Source organism: Formivibrio citricus (assembly GCF_900115065.1).
Lineage (GTDB): Bacteria > Pseudomonadota > Gammaproteobacteria > Burkholderiales > Chitinibacteraceae > Formivibrio > Formivibrio citricus.
This window is the reverse complement of the sequence record NZ_FOVE01000022.1, coordinates 19986-35282: the sequence shown is the minus strand read 5'-3', so window position 1 is coordinate 35282 and position 15297 is coordinate 19986. Positions and strand designations below refer to the sequence as shown.

The 15297-nt window shown below is 60.9% G+C and carries 18 protein-coding genes; 7 read left to right on the top strand and 11 right to left on the bottom strand.

Annotation, left to right across the window (positions count from 1 at the left end; genetic code table 11):
- Positions 1-84: 84 nt before the first annotated feature.
- On the bottom strand, positions 85-720 hold the full coding sequence (locus tag BMZ36_RS12770; RefSeq protein ID WP_091197377.1) for a hypothetical protein: 636 nt from the start codon (positions 718-720) through the stop codon (positions 85-87).
- A 33-nt stretch (positions 721-753) separates the two neighbouring features.
- The gene (locus tag BMZ36_RS12765) at positions 754-1128 is read right to left on the bottom strand and encodes a hypothetical protein (RefSeq protein ID WP_091197373.1); all 375 of its coding nucleotides are present in this window, start codon (positions 1126-1128) and stop codon (positions 754-756) included.
- Positions 1129-1487: 359 nt separating this feature from the next.
- On the opposite strand from BMZ36_RS12765, the gene BMZ36_RS14420 reads away from it, so the two are divergent.
- From BMZ36_RS14420 to BMZ36_RS12735, 3 genes are all read left to right on the top strand, one after another.
- Entirely contained in the window at positions 1488-3008 is a 1521-nt protein-coding gene (locus BMZ36_RS14420; protein ID WP_143086062.1) for a hypothetical protein, read from the top strand.
- Between the two features lie 95 nt (positions 3009-3103).
- Positions 3104-3736 carry a glutathione S-transferase family protein gene (locus tag BMZ36_RS12740; RefSeq protein WP_091197354.1) on the top strand — a complete coding sequence of 211 codons (633 nt, stop codon included), beginning with the start codon at positions 3104-3106 and terminating at the stop codon, positions 3734-3736.
- A gap of 8 nt (positions 3737-3744) precedes the next feature.
- Complete coding sequence (locus BMZ36_RS12735; protein ID WP_091197349.1) at positions 3745-4242, top strand: GNAT family N-acetyltransferase; 498 nt, start codon at positions 3745-3747, stop codon at positions 4240-4242.
- 314 nt (positions 4243-4556) lie between these two features.
- Here the strand turns inward: BMZ36_RS12735 and BMZ36_RS12730 are convergent, their stop codons facing one another.
- From BMZ36_RS12730 to gpmI, 5 genes are all read right to left on the bottom strand, one after another.
- Positions 4557-5339, bottom strand: a complete 783-nt coding sequence (locus BMZ36_RS12730) for a HesA/MoeB/ThiF family protein (RefSeq protein WP_091197345.1) — start codon at positions 5337-5339, stop codon at positions 4557-4559.
- A 67-nt stretch (positions 5340-5406) separates the two neighbouring features.
- Positions 5407-5793, bottom strand: coding sequence for a hypothetical protein (locus BMZ36_RS12725; protein WP_091197342.1), 387 nt, complete (start codon positions 5791-5793; stop codon positions 5407-5409).
- Between the two features lie 143 nt (positions 5794-5936).
- A complete protein-coding gene (locus BMZ36_RS12720; RefSeq protein WP_091197339.1) occupies positions 5937-7367 on the bottom strand; it encodes a S41 family peptidase in 1431 nt (476 codons plus the stop codon).
- A gap of 19 nt (positions 7368-7386) precedes the next feature.
- Positions 7387-8682, bottom strand: a complete 1296-nt coding sequence (locus BMZ36_RS12715; protein WP_091197336.1) for a murein hydrolase activator EnvC family protein — start codon at positions 8680-8682, stop codon at positions 7387-7389.
- Positions 8679-10211, bottom strand: coding sequence for a 2,3-bisphosphoglycerate-independent phosphoglycerate mutase (gene gpmI, locus BMZ36_RS12710; protein WP_091197332.1), 1533 nt, complete (start codon positions 10209-10211; stop codon positions 8679-8681). Before gpmI ends, BMZ36_RS12715 begins: the two co-directional genes overlap by 4 nt.
- A 284-nt stretch (positions 10212-10495) precedes the next feature.
- Between gpmI and BMZ36_RS12705 the strand changes: the two genes are divergently transcribed.
- Genes BMZ36_RS12705 through gloA form a run of 3 tightly spaced genes read left to right on the top strand, consistent with a single transcriptional unit; the run spans position 10496 to position 11949 of the window.
- The gene (locus BMZ36_RS12705; RefSeq protein ID WP_245747933.1) at positions 10496-10804 is read left to right on the top strand and encodes an ArsR/SmtB family transcription factor; all 309 of its coding nucleotides are present in this window, start codon (positions 10496-10498) and stop codon (positions 10802-10804) included.
- Positions 10805-10818: 14 nt separating this feature from the next.
- Entirely contained in the window at positions 10819-11511 is a 693-nt protein-coding gene (locus BMZ36_RS12700) for a class I SAM-dependent methyltransferase (protein WP_091197328.1), read from the top strand.
- Positions 11512-11541: 30 nt separating this feature from the next.
- Entirely contained in the window at positions 11542-11949 is a 408-nt protein-coding gene (gloA, locus tag BMZ36_RS12695) for a lactoylglutathione lyase (protein ID WP_091197325.1), read from the top strand.
- Positions 11950-12089: 140 nt separating this feature from the next.
- On the opposite strand, the gene dsbD is transcribed toward gloA, so the two are convergent.
- Positions 12090-13685, bottom strand: coding sequence for a protein-disulfide reductase DsbD (dsbD, locus tag BMZ36_RS12690; protein WP_091197321.1), 1596 nt, complete (start codon positions 13683-13685; stop codon positions 12090-12092).
- On the bottom strand, positions 13682-14011 hold the full coding sequence (cutA, locus tag BMZ36_RS12685) for a divalent-cation tolerance protein CutA (protein WP_091197441.1): 330 nt from the start codon (positions 14009-14011) through the stop codon (positions 13682-13684). Before cutA ends, dsbD begins: the two co-directional genes overlap by 4 nt.
- Here cutA and BMZ36_RS12680 point away from each other — a divergent pair.
- Positions 14010-14420, top strand: coding sequence for an FxsA family protein (locus tag BMZ36_RS12680; protein WP_177187883.1), 411 nt, complete (start codon positions 14010-14012; stop codon positions 14418-14420). The genes cutA and BMZ36_RS12680 overlap by 2 nt on opposite strands.
- Here the strand turns inward: BMZ36_RS12680 and BMZ36_RS12675 are convergent.
- Together BMZ36_RS12675 and BMZ36_RS12670 are read right to left on the bottom strand one after the other, a co-directional pair.
- A complete protein-coding gene (locus BMZ36_RS12675) occupies positions 14410-14694 on the bottom strand; it encodes a DUF167 domain-containing protein (RefSeq protein ID WP_091197313.1) in 285 nt (94 codons plus the stop codon). The two genes, BMZ36_RS12680 and BMZ36_RS12675, sit on opposite strands and share 11 nt — an antisense overlap.
- The gene (locus BMZ36_RS12670) at positions 14694-15287 is read right to left on the bottom strand and encodes a YggT family protein (protein ID WP_091197310.1); all 594 of its coding nucleotides are present in this window, start codon (positions 15285-15287) and stop codon (positions 14694-14696) included. Before BMZ36_RS12670 ends, BMZ36_RS12675 begins: the two co-directional genes overlap by 1 nt.
- Between the last annotated feature and the right edge of the window lie 10 nt (positions 15288-15297).

The following is a 15297-nucleotide window of genomic DNA, read 5'->3' as shown; positions in this document are numbered from 1 at the left end:
TGTTTATGAGACTGCTTGTAGGGTTAATGCCCATCGTTGCGTCATGGTCAAAATAAAGTTGATAACCTGAAGGGGTTTCAAATGTCAAAATTGATTGCCAAATGCTGTGTGGTTGCTGCAGTGCTTTCTTCTGCTGTGGCCTTTGCCGCGCCGCCGCATGATCCGCAGGTACGTCAGTGCCGTCAGGATAACCAGCGCGCCCATGGCGATGTAATGAATCTGTACCAGCAAGCCCGCGCGGCCCACCGGCTTGATCGCGGTGAAGCCCAGCATTTCCGGGCCATGGAAAGCCGCTTGCAGCGTCATCGTGAAATCCTTGCCCGCGATGGACTCACGTTGGCCGAGTGCCAGCAAATTGGCCGTGAAATTGCCAACGAGCGTGTAACGCTCCAGCGCATGGCGGCCACGCCGGCCCACGATCCGCGCGTTCATCAGTGCCGTCAGGATAACCAGCGGGCGCATGCCGAAGTGATGCAGATGTTCCTTCGTGCCCGCTCTTCCGGCCGGATCAGTCCATCCGAACAGCAGCAATTCAGCGCCATGGAGTCGCGTTTGAACCGGCATCGTGACATGATGGCCAGAGACGGCCTGACGCTGCCGGAATGCCAGCAGATCGGCCGCGAAATTACGCATGAACGCGCCACGGTTCAGCGCATGGCGGCGTCCCAGGTGCATGATCCCCAACTGCAACAGTGTCGCCACGATAACCAGCGCGCTCATGCCGAAGTACTACAGATGTTCCAGCGCGCGCGCTCAGCTGGCCACATCAGCCCGTCCGAAAGGCAACAATTCAATGCGATGGAGTCGCGCCTGAACCGGCATCGCGATATGCTGGCTCGAGACGGATTGAGGTTGCAGGAATGCCAGCAAATCGGTCGCGAAATCGCCAACGAGCGAGCCGCAGTCCAGCGAATGGCTGGCTCCCAAGAGCGCGATCCCCGGGTGCCGCAATGTCGCCAGGAAAACCAGCGAGCCCATTCCGATGTGATGCAGATGTTCCAGCGTGCCCGTTCGGTAGGCCGAATCAATCCGGCAGAACAGCAGCAGTTCAGTGCCATGGAAACCCGCTTGAATAACCACCGCAACATGCTGGAACGTGATGGGTTGACGTTGCAGGAGTGTCAGCATCTTGGCCGAGAAATTGCCCGTGAACGCGATGCGGTGATGCGGATGTCGGCTTCAAGGAAATGAGTTTTCGATCCCGGTCGGTTTCGCTGGGTATGATGAAATAACAAAGGCCGCCCAATTAGTTTGGGTGGCTTTTGTGCATTTTTTCGCCGAATTTTGAGCGTAGGCTTGACTGCCAAAACACTTTTGGTAAAAGTAACATTTATCGCTGGACGGTTTGTCTCGGCTTTCAATAACTTGGTCAATGGCAGGGGAGAAATGAAATGCCAAAATATGTTTCTGGATGGGGTCTTGTTTTTGCTGCCGTGCTTTCCTCGTGTGCGTTTGCAGAACCCCCCGAGGATCATCAGTTTCGGCAAGTGCGACAATGTCGCGAGGATAACCGGCGCGCCCATGCCGAAGTGATGCAGCTATTCCAGCAGGCGCGGGCGTCGGGAAATATCGATCGCCGTGAGGCTCATCAGTTCCAGGCAATGGAAGCACGCCTGGATCGCCATCGCGACATGCTGCGTCGGGATGGTTTGACCCTGGCCGAATGCCAGCATTTGAGCCGTGAAATTGCCAACGAGCGGGCCACAGTGCAACAGATGGCCGCTTCGCCCAATCAGCATGCGCAAGTGCGCCAATGTCGCGAAGATAACCGACGCGCCCATGCCGAAGTGATGCAGCTATTCCAGCAGGCGCGTGCGTCGGGAAATATCGATCGTCGTGAGGCTCATCAGTTCCAGGCAATGGAAGCACGCCTGAATCGCCATCGCGACATGCTGCGTCGGGACGGTTTGACCCTGGCCGAATGCCAGCATCTGAGCCGCGAGCTTGCTAATGAGCGGGCCGCAGTGCAACAGATGGCCGCTTCGCCCAATCAGCATGCGCAAGTTCGCCAGTGCCGCGAAGATAACCGCCGTGTCCACGGTGAAATCATGCAGCAGTTCCAGCAGGCGCGTGCGGCTGGCCGGATCGATCCTTCCGAGCAACAGCAATTCAATGCCATGGAAGCCCGTTTGCACAACCACCGCAACATGCTGGCTCGCGATGGGTTGACCTTGGCCGAGTGCCAGCATATCGGCCGTGAATTGGCCAACGAGCGCGCCCATGTCCAGCGCATGGCAGCATCCCCCGCACATGACCCGCGCGTTCGTCAGTGCCGCCAGGACAACCAGCGTGCGCATGGCGAAGTCTGGCAACTGTTCCAGCAGGCGCGAGCCGCCGGGCGCATCAGCCCGGCCGAGCAGCAGCAGTTCAGCGCCATGGAAGCGCGCCTGAACAACCATCGCAACATGTTGGCGCGCGATGGTTTGACACTGGCCGAGTGTCAGCATATCAGCCGTGAAATTGCCAACGAGCGTGCCGCAGTGCAGCGTATGGCCGCCAGCCATTCGCAGGTTCGCCAGTGCCGCCAGGACAACCAGCGTGCGCATGGCGAAGTCTGGCAACTGTTCCAGCAAGCACGTGCCGCCGGGCGTATCAGCCCGTCCGAGCAGCAGCAATTCAGCGCCATGGAAGCGCGCCTGAACAACCACCGCAACATGTTGGCGCGTGATGGCCTGACACTGGCCGAGTGTCAGCATATCAGCCGTGAAATTGCCAACGAGCGTGCCGCAGTGCAGCGTATGGCTGCCAGTCATTCGCAGGTTCGCCAGTGCCGTCAGGACAATCAGCGTGTGCATGGTGAAGTCTGGCAACAGTTCCAAAGGGCGCGTTCTGCCGGACGCATCAGCCCGGCTGAACAGCAGCAGTTCAGCGCCATGGAAGCGCGCCTGAACAACCATCGCAACATGCTGGCGCGCGACGGGTTGACACTGGCCGAATGCCAGCACCTCGGCCGTGAAATAGCCCGCGAGCGTACCGAAGTACAGCGCATGGCTGCAACCCGCAGGTAATTTTTCTGTTTTGCTTGCCTGATAAAGGCCGTCCCGTTGGAGCGGGACGGCCTTTATGTTTGAATGACGGAAGAAGAATTTCCGGGAGGTTCAAGATGCAACTCATTATTGGCAACAAGAATTACTCGTCCTGGTCACTGCGCCCATGGCTCGGTCTCAAGGTGGCCGGCATTTCCTTCGAGGAAACGGTCCTCAACCTGTACGAACCGGAGGCGCGCAGCAAACGCTTGGCTTATTCGCCGACCGGCAAGGTGCCGCTCCTGATTGATGGCGAAATCAAGGTATGGGATTCGCTGGCGATTGCCGAGTACGTGGCCGAAAAATTTCCGGAAAAACAGCTCTGGCCACAGGATGTCGCCGCCCGTGCACTGGCACGTTCGATCTGCGCCGAAATGCATTCCGGCTTCACATCCCTGCGCAGCGAGCTGAGCATGGATGTCCGAGCCAGCTTGAAAGCTGAAATCTCGCCACAAGCGCAGGCCGATATCGACCGCATCGTGTCGATCTGGACCGAGTGCCGGAACCGTTTTACCGTAGCCGGTCCCTTCCTGTTCGGGCAACTCACCTGGGCCGATGCTTTCTATGCGCCGATCGCAAGCCGTTTTGCGACCTATGACGTCGCATTGCCATCCGTGGCGCAGGCGTATATTGAAACCGTCCTGGCGCTACCCGAAATGCAGGAATGGGTGGCTGCCGCCAAATCTGAGCCCTGGACCAACAACCGCTGAGCCCCGCCATGTCAATCCGCCCCGCAACGCAGGATGATGCCGCAGCCATTGCAGCGATCTACAACCCGTACATCCGCGATACCGTGATTACCTTCGAATACGACGAAGTCAGCGCGGCCGAGATTGCCGCGCGTATTGCCAAGGTGCAGCAGCACTTCGACTGGCTGGTGCTGGAAGAGGCGGGCCGGATTGTCGGTTATGCCTATTACGGCAAATTCCGCGAGCGCAAAGCCTACGACGGCACGGTAGAAACGTCGATCTACCTGGTTGGGGATGCATCGGGCCAGGGGCGAGGGCGCCGCCTCTATGCCGCTTTGCTCGAAGCCATCAAGGCGAAGGGTTTTCGTGAGGTAATCGGTTGTCTGGCGCTGCCGAACGAGGCGAGCGTGGCGCTGCACGAGAAAATGGGGTTCGCCAAGGTTGGCCATTTCCCCGGTGTCGGTTTCAAGTTCGGGCGGTTTGTGGATGTGGGGTTCTGGCAGCTTTCGGTTGGAAATTCTGAATAAATATTTACCACAGAGGCACAGACCGCCAGAACGGCACTTTCATGAACAGCGCTGCATGCAGCACGCCCCGCCCTGGAAGGCGCCGAGAAGCACAGCAAGGCGCGGGAATTCGGCGAGCACTGTTTGAGGCCGCAGGCCGAGTTGCGCAGCCGCCGTGTTTTGCGAGCATCGCAGGGAACCCCGCAGGGGCGCCGGAGCGGGCTCGCCTAGGGGTGAAGGGGATTTGGCGAGACAAATCCCTTTCCCGTCAGCCGGGCGGAGCCGGCACTAAACCCTGCGCCGCAGGGCGCATAAAAATTCTGAAGTGAACGGCGTCAAGCCCGCGTGCACACCGGGCAATCCGGGTCTTGGCCGAAGCGCGATTCGCGCCAGCGTAGCGTCATGGCATCCAGTTGCAGCAAGCGGCCGACCGGCGATTCCCCGATCCCCATGACCAGTTTGAGCGCTTCCGCAGCCTGCATGCTGCCGACGATGCCCACCAGCGGCGCAAACACGCCGAACGTAGCACAAGGCCCGTCGCCCTGTTCGCCTTCCTCGCCGAACAGGCAGTGATAGCAGGGGCTGTGCGGCTGGCGCGGGTCGAAGACGGTCAGTTGCCCTTCAAAGCGCGTCGCTGCGCCGGAAACGAGCGGTTTGCCAAGGCTGAAACAGGCCCGGTTGACTGCATGGCGGGTGGCGAAGTTGTCGCAGCAATCGATGACCACGTCCGCAGTGCCCACCAGTTCCAGAAGCTGTTCCCCCGTGGCGCGAACGCTGACTGGATTGACTCGCGCTTCCGGATTGAGTGCGGAGAGCGTTCTGGCGGCGGACTGCGCCTTGTTCTGGCCGATGCGGTCTGCCGTATGCAGGATTTGCCGTTGCAGGTTGGTGAGATCGACCACGTCGTCATCGACGATGGTGAGTGTTCCGATGCCGCTGGCAGCAAGATAGAGCGCTACCGGTGAACCCAACCCTCCCGCGCCGATGACAAGAGCATGCGCCGCGGCGATTTTTTCCTGGCCTTCCACACCGATTTCATCGAGCAGGATATGCCGGCTGTAACGCAGCAGGCGGGCATCGTCGAGCTCGGCGGTGGAACGGGAAGGGCAGAGGTTCATTCGTTTTGCAGGGGTAAAAACGGAAACAGGGCGATTATACGCCCTGTTGCCATCGAGTCTGATTGGACTATTGCAGGAAAGGCAACGAACCAAGATCGTCCTTGCGCGAGGCAAAACGGCGGGCGAACACGCCGCAGGATTTGCAGGAGGGGCGCAAGGGAATATCCAGTTGCTCGCGTTCGGCTTCTTCATCGTGCAGGATCTCGCCGCGCTGGGCCTTTGCCTGGCTGCTGTCATCAAGCTGGAACCCGCTGCAGGCCAGCGCGAGCTCAAGATCGGCCAGCATGTATTCGTCTACCCAGTAATGAACGGCGAGACGGCATTGCTCTGGGACGGCTTGCGCGGAAACACCGGGCATTTTTTCCAGCCGACGGGCGGCTTCGATGACCTGGGCGCAGGAATGGTTGGCAAGGCTGATTTCACGATGCTTGAGCTGTTGTATCGAGCGTGGCATGTCAAATCCTCCCATGGGAAATTACCAGTACAGGGTAGTCCTCCCGAGGCGAATCCGCATGATCTTGTTTCCGGTTTCCCGACAGTCGGAGGCATTAAAAAACCCCGCAAATCGCGGGGTTTTTTGGGCCGGTGTTCCTGCGGTTATTTCGCTGCAGCCGGGCTTGATGCATTGCCGATGAAGAGCTGCTGGACCTTGAGCGCGTTGAAGGCTTGCTGCAGTTGGTAGTCGCTCTTCGAGACCAGTTCACGCGGCTTGAATTCGTCCGTTTCGCTGGCCTTTTTCGCTTCGGGTTTGGTTTCGGCTTTGGGCTTGGGCGCCGGGGTTTCCTTTTTGCTCTTGTCCGACGGGTTCTCGAGGTGGCGGTCCAGATCGGCCTCGCGCAAGCGCAACTGGCTTTCTTCCCGGCCGTTGAGCGTGGCCTCTTCGACCTCGATATCCGGGGTGATACCCTTGGCCTGGATGGAGCGCCCGCCCGGCGTGTAGTAGCGGGCAGTGGTCAGCTTGAGCGCGGTCTTGCCGTCGATCGGGATGATCGTCTGCACCGAGCCCTTGCCGAAGGTGCGCGTTCCCATCACCAGCGCGCGCTTGTGATCCTGCAGGGCGCCGGCCACGATTTCGGAAGCCGAGGCCGAGCCGCCGTTGACCAGAACCACCATCGGCACTTTCTTGATGCCTTGCGGCAGGCCCTTGAGGATGTCGTCCTTGCTGTTGCGCTGGTAGTAATTGCGGCTCGCAGTCATGCGGATCTTGGCGTCCGACGAGCGGCCTTCGGTGTAGACGACCAGTGCATCCTGCGGCAGGAAGGCGGCGGAAACGCCGACCGCGCTGTTGAGCAGGCCGCCCGGATCGTTGCGCAGGTCGAGTACCAGCCCCTTGAGGTTGCCCTTGTTCTCGCGGTACAGGGCCTCGACGGCCTTGACGAGATCTTCCGTGGTGCGTTCCTGGAACTGGGTGATGCGGACGTAGCCGTAGCCGGATTCGGCCAGCTTGAACTTGACGCTCTGCACCTTGATGACGTCGCGGCGCAGCTTGAAGGTCAGCGGCTTGGCTTCGCCCTTGCGGAACACGGTCAGCGTGACGTAGGTTCCGGGCTTGCCCCGCATCTTGGAAACGGCTTCGTTGAGCGTCAGCCCCTGGACTTGCGTGTCGTCGATCTTGACGATGAAATCGCCTGGCTTGATGCCGGCGCGGTAGGCGGGTGTATCCTCGATCGGCGAGACCACGCGCACGAGGCCGTCTTCCATGTTGACTTCGATGCCGAGCCCGCCGAATTCACCCTGCGTGCTGGTTTGCAGATCCTTGAAGGCCGAGGCATCCAGATAGGTCGAATGCGGGTCGAGTCCCGAAACCATGCCCTTGATGGCTTCACTGATCAGTTTCTTGTCTTCGACCGGTTCGACATAGGCTTGCTTGACCAGGCCGAATACGGTGGAGAAGGCGCGCAGCTCTTCAACGGGCAGCGGTGCCTGTGCATTCTCCTTTTCCGCGAAAACGTTGTAGGAAATGCTGAGGGCGACGCCCAGCCCGGCGCCGGCGGCGAGGAGTGCAACTTTTTGCAGTTTGTTTGCCATGTTCGAATGCCCGTTTCCGTTATCCGCCGACCCAAGCCATGGGATCGAGCGGTTTGCCATTTTGTCTTAGCTCAAAGTATACGCCGGAATCGCTCATGCCACCGCTGTTGCCGCTGGTGGCAATCGTGTCACCGGCCTTGATCGGGTCGCCCACCTGCTTGAGCAAACTTTCGTTGGCGGCGTAGATGGTGAGATAGCCGCCGCCGTGGTCGAGAATGATCAGGTTGCCGAAACCGCGCATCCAGTCGGCAAAAACGACCCGGCCGCTGGCCACGGCCTTGACGGCTTGCCCGGAGGCGCTACGGATGAAGAGCCCCTTCCAGGTGGCGCCTTCGCTGCGCGCCGCGCCGAAGCGGCCGATGATCTCACCTCGCAGAGGCAGGCGCAGCTTGCCCTTGAGTGCGGTGAATTGTTTGCCCGACTGGGATTCGTCCGGCAGGTCATCGTTGACGGTGGTCGCTGGCTTGGGGCTGGGTTTGGTGCCATTTTTGGCTGCGCGTGCGGCTTCCTGACGGGCGAGTCGCTCGCGTTCGGCTTTCTTTTTGGCCGCCAGCCGCACGCGTTCTGCTTCCTGCTTGCGGATCAGTGCGTTGAGGCGTTCGACCAGCGCGGTCATGCGCTTTTCGTCTTCGGCCAGTTTCTGGATCTGGTTGCGCTGGGCGTTGATTTTCTTGGAGAGCTTGGCGACTTGTTGCGCTTTTTCCTTCTTGCCTTCTTCCAGTTGCGCCTTGGCCTGCTGCTTTTCATGGGCAATGCGCTTCAGGGCATCGTTGCGCTGGCGGATCTCCTGCGCCAGGCGGTTCAGCTCTTCGAGCTGGCGCTCCAGCGTCCGCGCGAGATTGAGCTGGGCTTGCGAGAGGTGGCGGTAGTAGGTTAGTTCGCGGCTGACGCGGTTGGGGTCTTGCTGGTTCAGAAGCAGGCGCCACGCTTCGAGCTGGCCCGCCTTGTAGCGGTTTTTCAGCAGCTGCGAGAGTCGTTCCTGGCTCTTGCGGATGCCGATGCGGGCGCGGGCGATGTCCTTTTCCAGTGCGGCGAGTTCGGCAGCAGTCAGCTCACGTTGCTCGGAAAGATTGGTCAGTACGCGGTTGGCTTCGGAGATGGCTTTTTCCGAATCCTTGAGCGCATCCGCCGCTTCGGCCTTTTGCGACTCGTTGGCGGCAAGGTCTTTCTTGAGTTGCCCGAGCTGGCTGCGCAATTGCGAGAGTTCGGCTTGCTTGGCCGAGCGGGCTTCCTGCGATACTGCGGGGGCGGCCTGCACCGTGAAGGCGCAGGTCGATGCCAGGATCAGGGCCGTGAAATGTCGCTGGATGTTCATTCGAAAGAGATCAGGGATTTTCCGGTCATTTCCGCCGGTTGGGGCAACCCCATCATCGCGAGCAGCGACGGGGCAATGTCCTTGAGCGCGCCTTCGCCTTGCGGCGCCAGCCTGGCCTTGCGTCCGATATAGACGAAAGGGACCAGCCCCGTGGTGTGCTGGGTGTGCGCCTGTCCGGAAACGGGGTCGAACATCTGTTCGCAGTTGCCGTGGTCGGCGGTGATCAGCACCTCGCCGCCCGCGGCCTGCATCGCGGTCACGCAGCGGCCGACGCAGTCGTCCAGCGTTTCCACGGCCTTGACCGCGGCGTCGAAGATGCCGGTGTGCCCTACCATGTCGCAGTTGGCAAAGTTGCAGATGATGGCCGCGTATTGTTTCGATTCGATGGCTTGAACCACCTGGGTGGCAACTTCCGGCGCCGACATCTCCGGCTGCAGATCGTAGGTCGCGACCTTGGGCGAGGGAATCAGGATGCGGTCCTCTCCCGGCGCGGGCGTTTCCTCGCCGCCGGAGAAGAAGAACGTAACGTGCGGGTATTTTTCGGTTTCGGCGATGCGCAGTTGCTTCAGGCCCTGAGCGGCAAGGTATTCGCCCAGACCGTTCTTGACCTTCTCTTTGCTGTAGGCCACCGGGCAGTCGTACTGGTCGCCGTAACTGGTGACGGAGCAGAAATAGCCGAGCCTGGGCTGGCGGGCCTTGAAGCCGTCGAAAGCCGGATCAATGAGTGCAGTGGTGAGCTGGCGTGCGCGGTCGGCGCGGAAGTTCATGAACACGACCGCATCGCCATCTTCCATGCGAGCCGGGTTGTAGATGACCGTGGCTTTGACGAATTCGTCGTTCTCGTCGCGGGCGTAGGCGGCCTTGAGCGCTTCTTCTGCCGAGTTGGCATAGAACAACCCATGGCCTTCGACGATGGCCGCGTAGGCAGGCTCAAGCCGCTCCCAGCGCTTGTCGCGGTCCATGGCCCAGTAGCGGCCGATCACCGTGGCAATTCGCGCGCCGGTCCGGTCGCAGACGGCCTGCAGGCGGGCCAGATAGGTTTCGGCGCTGCGCGGCGGCGTATCGCGGCCGTCTAGGAAGGCATGCACGGCGATCTTGCGTGCGCCAGCTTCTGCCGCTGCTTCGATCAGGGCGTGGATGTGGTTTTCATGGCTATGGACGCCGCCATCGGAAACCAGCCCCATGATGTGCAGGGTTGTGTCGTTCCGGATGGCGGTTTCGATCGCGTTTTTCAGTACCGGATTCTGCCCGATGGTTTTTTCCGCAACGTCCACGTCGATGCGGCTGATGTCCTGCAACACCACACGACCTGCGCCGATGTTGAGGTGGCCGACCTCGGAGTTGCCGAACTGCCCGGACGGCAGGCCGACGAATTTGTCCGAAGCGTTGATCAGTGTCCACGGATTTTCGGCAAAAATGCGGTCGAGATGGGGTTTGCTGGCGGCGGCAATCGCGTTGTCCTTGGTGTCGGGGCGATGGCCGTAGCCGTCAAGAATAAGCAGCAGTACGGGTTTTACGGTGGTGTTCATCGGGACTTCCGGATTTAGTAGTCAGTCACGCAGATTCTGCTATGTTCGGTACGCCCCGCATCCCCATTCGCTTTGTCGCTCATCCTCGCCATAGCCGTGCTATGGCTGCGGTTCGCTTCGCGCGACTGGGGCGCGGATGCTTGCCTCGGCATCCACGCAAACCTGCGTGACTGACTACTGGTTGCGGTCAGAAAATGTTCGCCGGTAGTATTCTACCCTATTGCCGGCAGGACGCGGGCTGGCCAACTCCAGAAACAACGCATCCAGGATGACAAAGGGTGGATATGCAGGAACGCAACAAATTCATGGACGACATGCAGATTGAAGAAGTCTCCCGTGCCATGAAAGCGATGTCGCATCCCTTGCGGCTGAAAATCCTTTGCGTGCTGGGCGAGAGGGAGATCAGCGTACAGGATATCTTCGAGCGGGTTGGTTCGACGACCCAGTCCAACATATCGCAGCATCTGGCGTTGATGCGGGAGAAAGGCGTTCTGCGCTCCCGCCGCGATGCCAATCGCATCTATTACCGGCTTTCCGACGTGCGCATGCTGGAAGTGCTGACGCACATACGCGATTCGTTTGCCGGTTTCTGAGTCGGGTGGCGAGTATGGCCTCTCCTGACAATTCGACACCGTTCGAGGCCAGCCAATACACGCAGGCAATACGAACGACCCTGCCTTATTACGATGCGCTGTACGCCGAAGTCATCGGTGTGGTCAAAGCCATCAAGCCCCAAGCCAGGACGTGGCTCGATACGGGGTGCGGCGATGGCATCCTGGTTGAAAAAGCCCTGCCGGATTTTCCGGCAACCTTGTTCCTGATGGCTGATCCGTCCGAGGGCATGCTGGCTCGCGCCCGCTCCCGGCTGGGCCAGTATCCGCACGACCGGGTCAGCGTGTTGGGCGCGCAGGGGACGGAGAATCTCTCGCTGGATGATCGCCCGAAGCCGGAGGTCATCACTGCCATCCTTTCGCATCATTATTTCGACTGCGACCAGCGCCGGCTGGCGACAAAACGGTGTTTCGATTTGCTGCCGGAAGGTGGCCTGTACATCACGATTGAAAACATTCGTCCCGATACCGAAGCGGGAACCGAAATCGCCTTGCAGCGATGGGCCGCCTGGCAACTGGCGCAAGGCCGCAGCCCGGAGGATGTTCGGACGCACATCGGCCGATTCGACAAGGGCTATCACCCCATCCGGCGCGACGAACACCTCGCTCTTTTGACCGAGTGCGGTTTCGGCGTGGCCGAGCAATTCTGGCTGTCTTATTTGCAGGGTGGTTTTTACGCCATCAAGTAGAACTTTTTGAAACAACAGGGATAAAACAGAATGCGCATTCTCCATACCATGCTCCGAGTCGGCGACTTGCAGCGCTCGATCGATTTCTACACCCGCATACTCGGCATGAAGTTGCTGCGTACCAGCGAGAATCCCGAGTACAAGTATTCGCTGGCCTTCGTCGGTTACGGCGAGGAAACGGACAGCACCGTGATCGAACTAACCTACAACTGGGGTGTTGAACAGTACGAGCCGGGCACGGCCTTTGGCCATATCGCCATCGAAGCCGAAGACATCTATGCGACCTGCGATGCGATCCGGGCCGCGGGCGGGGTGGTGACGCGCGAACCCGGTCCGGTCAAGGGCGGCACGACCGTGATCGCTTTCGTGCAGGACCCTGATGGTTACAAGATTGAGCTGATTAACAAGAAGGATGCGGGCAAGGGCTTGGGGAACTGACCCATCCCTCCAGGCGAAAGAATTCACCACAGAGTCACAGAGCCACAGAGTCCAGATAGAAAGGCAAGACAGTTCCTTGTGTGCGCTGTCTGGAGATGCGATCTCAAAGCGCAACGGCGTGTTTTTCTGGCCTCTGTGGTTCAACGAAGGGTTTGGAATTTTGCCTGCTCGACGAGCCGGCCAAACTCGGTCACGTCTGGCGCGCCGATGACTGTTTCGCCGAACGGCCTGCCGTCCCGGTCGAAGAACCGTAGCGCCGGCGGGCCGTAGAGGCCGAAGCGGCGCAGCAGGGCGCGGTGTTCCGGTGTGTTGGCCGTGATGTCCGCGCGCAGCAAAACAAACCCGCCCAGCTTTTTCTGGATGCCGGGATCGGTCAGCGTGTTTTTCTCGAATTCCAGGCAGCTTGTGCACCAATCCGCATAAAAATCCAGCAGCACCGGCTTGCCGCGCGCGCTTTGCAGGGCGCGGTCCAGTTCGGCGCTGCTGGCGACCGGGCGGAAATCCAGTCCCGGTACCGGGCTTCGGTGCAACCAGAGCGGGCGTGCAATCCAGGCAGCCATTCCCAGCAAGATCATGCCGAAAACGATGCGGATGCCGTGCAGCCTGCGGTGAGAGAGCCGCGGCAGGGCCGCCGACCCCAGGATGCCGATGATCATCAGCGGCGTTCCCATCCCCAGTGCCAGGGCATAGAGCGCCGAACCGCCGAGCAGCAGGTCGCCGCTTTGCCCCAGATAGGCCAGCGCCGCGGCGAGTGGCGGTGCGATGCAGGGGCCGACGATCAAGGCCGACAGCGTGCCCATGACGAAAACCGAAACGAAGCGCCCGCCCGGCAGGCGGTTGGCCCAGCTGTTGATCCGGCTTTGCCAGGCGTTTGGCAATTGCAGGCTGAAAATGCCGAACATGGCCAGTGCCATGGCGACGAAAAACAGCGAAAAACCGGCGATGACCCACGGTTGTTGCAGCGTGACCGCCAGGAACGCACCGCTGGCTGCGGCCAGCAGGCCGCCGGCCGTGTAGGTCAGCGCCATGCCCTGCACGTAGACGAACGTCAGCCCCAGTGCGCGCCGCTGCCCGTGTTTTGCGCCGCGCAGCACGATGCCGGAAACGATCGGGATCAGCGGGTACATGCAGGCGGTGAAGGCGAGTCCCAGCCCGGCAACAAAGAAAATGCCCAGCGTTGCCGGCAGGCTGCCGGCGAACCAGCCGTGGCGGGCAGGGGGCGGCGGCATTTCCCCTGCAGGGGGCGGGCCGAGCGTATCCAGTAGCGAGACCGGCCGGCCGGCGGGCGTGGATTCGCCCGGACGCAGGCTGACGGTCTGCGCCGGGTAGCAGATTCCCGCTTCGGCGCAGCCCTGGTACTGGAGGGCGATGGAGAGCTCTTGCGGCAGCGGACGCTTGGCGGTCAGCAGGATCGTGACCGGGTGCGGATAGGTTTCCACTTGGCCGAAGCTCGGGTCGTTCTTTGTCTGCCCCGGCGGTCGGTCGATTTGCAGCCGCAGGGATTGGTCCGCTGGTGTGAAGGCGAAACGGTCCCGATAGAGGTAGTGACCGGGCGCGACCTCGAAACGTGCTTCCAGCGTGCGCTCGCCGGTTTGCACCAGGCGGGCGCGGAAAGCCTGCTCGGGCGGAAGTGGCGTGGGCTGGGCCGATGCAGCGGCAGACAGGCTCAGCCAGAGGCCGGCCAAGGTAAAGCCAAATATGCGCCCCAGTCGGCGAATACCTGCAACGTATTTCATTCCGGCAAGGTCTCCTGCACGACCCAGTCCAGATAGGCGGGCAGGGTGGCGGCGAGCGGCAGGGCGATGATTTCCGGCACGTCGTAGGGATGCTCGGCAGCCAGCCAGGCTTCCAGTGCCGGATAGCGTTCCTGCGTCGTCTTGATCAGCAGGGGCACTTCGCTGGCGGTTTCGATTTTCCCTTCCCAGCGGTAGACCGACTGTACCGCTGCAAGGCGATTGACGCAGGCCGCGAGTCGCGCTTCAATGAGTCTGGCAGCCAGCCGGTCGGCCGTCGCGGTGTCCGGGCAGTTGCACAATACGATCCATACACTGGAATTTTTCATGCCATACCTGTTCTTGCTGTTGGTGCTGGGTTATCCGGTCGCCGAAATTTTTTCCATTTTCTGGCTGGCCGGCGAAATTGGCGGTTTCTGGACTGGCTGCTGGCTGCTGACCGCTTTCCTCTTGGGCGCGCTGATGTTGCGCCACCACAAGCTGGCGGTCATGCTGGCGCTGTTCGGCGACCTGCGCAACGGCGCGTTGACGCCGCGAGCCCTGTTCCGGGTGGCGCGCTATTACCTTGCCGCGCTGTTCTTCATGATACCCGGCCCGCTCAGCGACGTGATGGCCGTTGTCCTGCTGCTGCCGTGGGGCGGCAGCAGCGAGCCGCCCAAGCCGGTCGATGACGGCGTTATCGAAGGCGAATACCACCACGTCGAGCCACAACGCGACGACGACAAGCTTATTCGTTGAGCAGTTCTTCCGGTTTTTTCCGGCTTCCGCAGATTTCCACGACCTTGCGCCGCGAGGTTTCGCCGGACTTGAGCGAAACCTGGCGCAACGGTACATCGAACCAGTTCGCCAGTGCGCGCAACAGGCACTCGTTGGCCTTGCCGTCGACCGGCGGGGCGGCGAGCCTGATTTTCAGGCAATCGCCGTGCAGGCCGGCGACCTCGGTTTTCTTGGCGCCGGGCTGCACATGCAGGTGCAGGGTGATGCGCTCGGCGGTGAGGGTGAACCAGTCCATCAGGCGGCGATCAATACACGCTGCAAAATCAGGATCTCAAGCTGGCCGATCAGTACGTTGAGCACCAGCTGGATCAGGAGCACCACGACCAGCGGGGTGATGTCGATACCGCCGATGGGTGGAATGAAACGGCGCAGGGGGCGCAGGAACGGCGTGGTCAGCGCATTGAGAATCGGCATCAGCGGGTTGATGGGCGAAAGCCAGGACATCAGCGCCTGGCCGATGATTGCGGCGAACAGCAGGTAGAGCGACATCTTGACCAGCTCGACGAACGCGGCCAGCAGGAGCGCTGCCAGCGACAGGGGCGAGGTCAGGATGAACGGCCAGGGTGTGATCAGCAGCAACAGGATGTGCATCAGGAAGGCGCAAACCAGCGCCAGCACGAAGCTGGTGGTGTCGAAACGCCCTGCGGCCGGGATGATGCGACGCAAGGGCAGTACGATCCAGTTGGTCAGCGCCAGCACGAAGTGCGCAAGCGGATGCCGGAAAGAAACGCGCGCGGCCTGCAGGTAGAAGCGGACGAGCAGCAACAGCACGAAAAACTCGGCGATGTTGCGGATCAGGAAGTTGAGTGCCTTGTGGAGTGTCAGCATGTGATTGGCC

What these genes read in the sequence shown, in the direction of transcription:
- BMZ36_RS12675 (WP_091197313.1), bottom strand. Translation starts at nt 14,694, where the DNA reads ATGGACTGGTTCACCCTCACCGCCGAGCGCATCACCCTGCACCTGCAT.
- BMZ36_RS12700 (WP_091197328.1), top strand. Translation starts at nt 10,819, where the DNA reads ATGGCCTCTCCTGACAATTCGACACCGTTCGAGGCCAGCCAATACACG.
- dsbD (WP_091197321.1), bottom strand. Translation starts at nt 13,685, where the DNA reads ATGAAATACGTTGCAGGTATTCGCCGACTGGGGCGCATATTTGGCTTT.
- BMZ36_RS12740 (WP_091197354.1), top strand. Translation starts at nt 3,104, where the DNA reads ATGCAACTCATTATTGGCAACAAGAATTACTCGTCCTGGTCACTGCGC.
- gpmI (WP_091197332.1), bottom strand. Translation starts at nt 10,211, where the DNA reads ATGAACACCACCGTAAAACCCGTACTGCTGCTTATTCTTGACGGCTAC.
- BMZ36_RS12680 (WP_177187883.1), top strand. Translation starts at nt 14,010, where the DNA reads ATGCCATACCTGTTCTTGCTGTTGGTGCTGGGTTATCCGGTCGCCGAA.
- BMZ36_RS12720 (WP_091197339.1), bottom strand. Translation starts at nt 7,367, where the DNA reads ATGGCAAACAAACTGCAAAAAGTTGCACTCCTCGCCGCCGGCGCCGGG.
- BMZ36_RS12735 (WP_091197349.1), top strand. Translation starts at nt 3,745, where the DNA reads ATGTCAATCCGCCCCGCAACGCAGGATGATGCCGCAGCCATTGCAGCG.
- BMZ36_RS12730 (WP_091197345.1), bottom strand. Translation starts at nt 5,339, where the DNA reads ATGAACCTCTGCCCTTCCCGTTCCACCGCCGAGCTCGACGATGCCCGC.
- BMZ36_RS12725 (WP_091197342.1), bottom strand. Translation starts at nt 5,793, where the DNA reads ATGCCACGCTCGATACAACAGCTCAAGCATCGTGAAATCAGCCTTGCC.
- BMZ36_RS12670 (WP_091197310.1), bottom strand. Translation starts at nt 15,287, where the DNA reads ATGCTGACACTCCACAAGGCACTCAACTTCCTGATCCGCAACATCGCC.
- gloA (WP_091197325.1), top strand. Translation starts at nt 11,542, where the DNA reads ATGCGCATTCTCCATACCATGCTCCGAGTCGGCGACTTGCAGCGCTCG.
- BMZ36_RS12765 (WP_091197373.1), bottom strand. Translation starts at nt 1,128, where the DNA reads ATGCTGACACTCCTGCAACGTCAACCCATCACGTTCCAGCATGTTGCG.
- BMZ36_RS12770 (WP_091197377.1), bottom strand. Translation starts at nt 720, where the DNA reads ATGAGCGCGCTGGTTATCGTGGCGACACTGTTGCAGTTGGGGATCATG.
- BMZ36_RS12715 (WP_091197336.1), bottom strand. Translation starts at nt 8,682, where the DNA reads ATGAACATCCAGCGACATTTCACGGCCCTGATCCTGGCATCGACCTGC.
- cutA (WP_091197441.1), bottom strand. Translation starts at nt 14,011, where the DNA reads ATGAAAAATTCCAGTGTATGGATCGTATTGTGCAACTGCCCGGACACC.
- BMZ36_RS12705 (WP_245747933.1), top strand. Translation starts at nt 10,496, where the DNA reads ATGCAGGAACGCAACAAATTCATGGACGACATGCAGATTGAAGAAGTC.